Origin of the sequence: Nocardioides imazamoxiresistens, assembly GCF_032378595.1 — a bacterium.
Classification (GTDB): Bacteria; Actinomycetota; Actinomycetes; order Propionibacteriales; family Nocardioidaceae; genus Nocardioides; species Nocardioides imazamoxiresistens.
Genome location: NZ_JAVYII010000012.1, coordinates 1 through 5,747 on the forward strand (window position 1 = coordinate 1; position 5,747 = coordinate 5,747).

General features: G+C 55.9%; 3 rRNA genes. All 3 read right to left on the reverse strand.

What is annotated here, in order from left to right:
* Positions 1–64 precede the first annotated feature (64 nt).
* Positions 65–181, reverse strand: a 5S ribosomal RNA gene (rrf, locus tag RDV89_RS20170).
* 149 nt (positions 182–330) lie between these two features.
* Positions 331–3,466 (reverse strand): 23S ribosomal RNA (locus RDV89_RS20175).
* A gap of 517 nt (positions 3,467–3,983) precedes the next feature.
* Positions 3,984–5,509, reverse strand: a 16S ribosomal RNA gene (locus tag RDV89_RS20180).
* Together the 16S, 23S and 5S rRNA genes form the textbook arrangement of a ribosomal RNA operon.
* Positions 5,510–5,747 lie beyond the last annotated feature (238 nt).

Here is a 5,747-nt window from a genome sequence, read left to right on the forward strand (position 1 = left end):
AAATGACTGTAGGGGCCGGGTGCGGAACAAAGTTCCGCATCCCCAGCCCCTACAGCAAAAGAATGTCCGGCGGCGTCCTACTCTCCCACGACCTCTCGATCGCAGTACCATCGGCGCTGAAAGGCTTAACTTCCGGGTTCGGAATGGGACCGGGTGTTTCCCTCTCGCTATGACCGCCGTAACTCTATTGACTTGACACCACACACCCCCAAGGTCACAACGGGGATGTGCTCAACGGTGTGTTGTCTCAGACACCAGACAGTGGACGCAAACACGCATATAAAGCTAGATCGCAGAAAAACCAACGGTTTTTGTGGTGATGATGGCTTGTATGACAAGCCCTCGGCCTATTAGTACCGGTCGGCTAGGCATCACTGCTGTACACCTCCGGCCTATCAACCCAGTCATCTACTGGGGGCCTTAACCCACAAAGGGTGGGAAACCTCATCTTGAAACGTGCTTCCCGCTTAGATGCATTCAGCGGTTATCACTCCCGAACGTAGCTAACCAGCCGTGCTCTTGGCAGAACAACTGGCACACCAGAGGTTCGTCCATCCCGGTCCTCTCGTACTAGGGACAGCCTTTCTCAAGTTTCCTACGCGCGCGGCGGATAGGGACCGAACTGTCTCACGACGTTCTAAACCCAGCTCGCGTGCCGCTTTAATGGGCGAACAGCCCAACCCTTGGGACCTACTCCAGCCCCAGGATGCGACGAGCCGACATCGAGGTGCCAAACCATCCCGTCGATATGGACTCTTGGGGAAGATCAGCCTGTTATCCCCGGGGTACCTTTTATCCGTTGAGCGACGCCGCTTCCACATGCCAGCGCCGGATCACTAGTTCCGACTTTCGTCCCTGCTCGACATGTCTGTCTCACAGTCAAGCTCCCTTGTGCACTTACACTCAACACCTGATTGCCAACCAGGATGAGGGAACCTTTGAGCGCCTCCGTTACATTTTAGGAGGCAACCGCCCCAGTTAAACTACCCATCAGGCACTGTCCCTGAACCGGATAACGGTCCTAGGTTAGACATCTAGTACGACCAGAGTGGTATTTCAACGATGACTCCACCCCAACTGGCGTCGAGGTTTCACAGTCTCCCACCTATCCTACACAAGCCGAACCAAACACCAATACCAAACTATAGTAAAGGTCCCGGGGTCTTTCCGTCCTGCCGCGCGTAACGAGCATCTTTACTCGTAGTGCAATTTCGCCGAGTCCACGGTTGAGACAGCGCCCAAGTCGTTACTCCATTCGTGCAGGTCGGAACTTACCCGACAAGGAATTTCGCTACCTTAGGATGGTTATAGTTACCACCGCCGTTTACTGGGGCTTAAGTTCTCCGCTTCGAGGACGAATCCTCTAACAGGTCCCCTTAACCTTCCAGCACCGGGCAGGAGTCAGTCCGTATACATCGTCTTACAACTTCGCACGGACCTGTGTTTTTAATAAACAGTCGCTTGGGCCTGGTCTCTGCGGCCATCACCGCTTCCTCACGCAAGGTGATTCACGGATCCGGCCCCCCTTCTCCCGAAGTTACGGGGGCATTTTGCCGAGTTCCTTAACCATGGTTCGCTCGATCGCCTTAGTATTCTCTACCTGATCACCTGAGTCGGTTTAGGGTACGGGCGGCTCATAACTCGCTAGAGGTTTTTCTCGACAGCATAGGATCATCGGCTTCCCCACAATTGGGTCCCCATCAAGTCTCAGGATCGTGATCAAACACAACCACCCGGATTTGCCTAAGTGGTTCCCTACACTCTTAGCCACGGAACAACCATCGCCGTGGTCCGACTACCTTCCTGCGTCACCCCATCGCTTGACTACTACCAGCTCGGATCCCACGCTCTGCCTCAACGCCTCACCCCGAAGGGATCGGTCAAAGAGGTTTCGGATGGTTAGCATCACCAGGTTCGTCATGGGCGCTACTTCGCCGGTACGGGAATATCAACCCGTTGTCCATCGACTACGCCTGTCGGCCTCGCCTTAGGTCCCGACTTACCCAGGGCAGATTAGCTTGACCCTGGAACCCTTGATCATTCGGCGCACGTGTTTCTCACACGTGATTCGCTACTCATGCCTGCATTCTCACTCGTGTCGCGTCCACACCTGGATCACTCCGGCACTTCACTCGCGACACGACGCTCCCCTACCCATCCACACACCCGTTAGGGCTCCCCACTCAAAGGGATGTGAATGCCATAGCTTCGGCGGATGACTTGAGCCCCGCTACATTGTCGGCGCGGAATCACTTGACCAGTGAGCTATTACGCACTCTTTCAAGGGTGGCTGCTTCCAAGCCAACCTCCTGGTTGTCACTGCGACTCCACATCCTTTTCCACTTAGTCACCGCTTAGGGGCCTTAGCTGATGGTCTGGGCTGTTTCCCTCTCGACTACGGAGCTTATCCCCCGCAGTCTCACTGCTGCGCTTTCGGCGCCACGGCATTCGGAGTTTGGTTAACGTCAGTAACCTGGTCGGGCCCATCGGCTATCCAGTGCTCTACCTCCGCGGCGAAACACGCAACGCTGCACCTAAATGCATTTCGGGGAGAACCAGCTATCACGGAGTTTGATTGGCCTTTCACCCCTATCCACAGGTCATCCCCTCCATTTTCAACTGAAGTGGGTTCGGTCCTCCACGCAGTCTTACCCACGCTTCAACCTGCCCATGGATAGATCACCCCGCTTCGGGTCTTGATCGTGCTACTCAAACGCCCTATTCGGACTCGCTTTCGCTACGGCTTCCCCCCACGGGTTAACCTCGCAACACAACGCAAACTCGCAGGCTCATTCTTCAAAAGGCACGCCATCACCCCAACACCCACAAGGGGCAGCCGGGCTCTGACGGATTGTAGGCACACGGTTTCAGGTACTATTTCACTCCCCGCCAGGGGTACTTTTCATCTTTCCCTCACGGTACTTGTCCGCTATCGGTCACCGAGGAGTATTTAGGCTTAACGGGTGGTCCCGCCAGATTCACACGGAATTTCAGGAGTTCCGTGTTACTTGGGAATACGTCAACGCAGCTGATCCCTTACGTCTACGGGGCTATCACCCTCTACGGCCCCACTTTCCAATGGGCTTCGACCTCAAGATCAGTTTCTTACTGCGCAGCCAGCCGGCAGACTGACCAAGACGCACCCCACAACCCCACGCACGCAACCCCTGCCGGGTATCACACGCACGCGGTTTAGCCTCATCCGCTTTCGCTCGCCACTACTCACGGAATCACTGTTGTTTTCTCTTCCTGCCGGTACTGAGATGTTTCACTTCCCGGCGTTCCCTCTACCTGCCCTATATATTCAGGCAGGAGTAACACCACATGACTGGTGCTGGGTTTCCCCATTCGGACATCCCTGGATCAAAGCTTCCTTGCCAACTCCCCAGGGCTTATCGCAGGCTGGTACGTCCTTCATCGGCTCTCGGTGCCAAGACATCCACCATGTGCCCTTAACAGCTTGTCAAACAAACCACAACACAACAAAAACACGCTGTTACAGGCTTCTCTACAATAAACTCGCACAACACAAACCCCCACGCCCCTCAACACACGAGGAACACACAAGGTCTGCGCACATACAAGATGCTCGCGTCCACTGTCCAGTTCTCAAACAACACACCCACCAACCACCACCACCCCACACACAGCGGAGAAGCAGCCAAAGGAGGCACCAGAGGAAGAACCACGATCCGAAGACCGCTCAGTCCGAAGACCAGGCCCCACCACACACTCAACCAACAAGCGCGTGATCCCTCAGGACCCAACAGTGCGTCACACGACCACCCCACACCAGAACAACCACCACCCTCCACACCCACCAACCACAGGGACAACCCCACGACCAGCAAGCAGTACTAGCAGCAGCCACCCCAACACGAGACGACCTTCATCGACGGTTCCACAAAAGAGCCGCCACACAACTAAAGCCCCCGACCATTGGCGGCCGAGCAGCACACGTGTGACTGATAAAAGCTCCTTAGAAAGGAGGTGATCCAGCCGCACCTTCCGGTACGGCTACCTTGTTACGACTTCGTCCCAATCGCCAGCCCCACCTTCGACGGCTCCCTCCACAAGGGTTGGGCCACCGGCTTCGGGTGTTGCCGACTTTCGTGACGTGACGGGCGGTGTGTACAAGGCCCGGGAACGTATTCACCGCAGCGTTGCTGATCTGCGATTACTAGCGACTCCGACTTCATGGGGTCGAGTTGCAGACCCCAATCCGAACTGAGACCGGCTTTTTGGGATTCGCTCCCCCTCACGGGATCGCAGCCCTTTGTACCGGCCATTGTAGCATGCGTGAAGCCCTGGACATAAGGGGCATGATGACTTGACGTCATCCCCACCTTCCTCCGAGTTGACCCCGGCAGTCTCCTATGAGTCCCCACCATCCCGAAGGACGTGCTGGCAACATAGGACGAGGGTTGCGCTCGTTGCGGGACTTAACCCAACATCTCACGACACGAGCTGACGACAGCCATGCACCACCTGTACACCGGCCAAAAGGAGGCCACATCTCTGCAGCTTTCCGGCGTATGTCAAACCCAGGTAAGGTTCTTCGCGTTGCATCGAATTAATCCGCATGCTCCGCCGCTTGTGCGGGCCCCCGTCAATTCCTTTGAGTTTTAGCCTTGCGGCCGTACTCCCCAGGCGGGGCGCTTAATGCGTTAGCTGCGGCACGGAACCCGTGGAATGGATCCCACACCTAGCGCCCAACGTTTACGGTGTGGACTACCAGGGTATCTAATCCTGTTCGCTCCCCACACTTTCGCTCCTCAGCGTCAGGTAATGCCCAGAGAACCGCCTTCGCCACCGGTGTTCCTCCTGATATCTGCGCATTTCACCGCTACACCAGGAATTCCATTCTCCCCTGCATACCTCAAGTCTGCCCGTATCGGAAGCAAGCCACATGTTAAGCATGTGGTTTTCACTCCCGACGCGACAAACCGCCTACGAGCCCTTTACGCCCAATAATTCCGGACAACGCTCGGACCCTACGTATTACCGCGGCTGCTGGCACGTAGTTGGCCGGTCCTTCTTCTCCCCTTACCGTCACTTGCGCTTCGTCAGAGGTGAAAGAGGTTTACAACCCGAAGGCCGTCATCCCTCACGCGGCGTTGCTGGATCAGGCTTTCGCCCATTGTCCAATATTCCCCACTGCTGCCTCCCGTAGGAGTCTGGGCCGTGTCTCAGTCCCAGTGTGGCCGGTCACCCTCTCAGGCCGGCTACCCGTCGAAGCCTTGGTGAGCCACTACCTCACCAACAAGCTGATAGGCCGCGAGCACATCCCCCACCACATAAAGCTTTCCACCACACCCCATGCGAGACGTGGTCATATCAGGTATTAGCCACAGCTTCCCGTGGTTATCCCTGAGTGAGGGGCAGATTACTCACGTGTTACTCACCCGTTCGCCGCTCGAGTACCACCGAAGTGGCCTTTCCGCTCGACTTGCATGTGTTAAGCACGCCGCCAGCGTTCGTCCTGAGCCAGGATCAAACTCTCCATCGAAAACCAAAACACACAACCAACCAAAGCCAGCCATGCGCTTCAACCATAGAAAGCCTCAACCCCAACAGAAACAAACACCGACATCATTACGACATCGATCTCGTTCCCACCAAAGAAACATCAACCCACCCACCAGCAAAACCTGGCAGACGAGCCGACGAGGCAAAAACAAACAAACTAATCCGTCGACTTATATGACACACTGTTGAGTTCTCAAGAATCACACGCGCACCGCTTG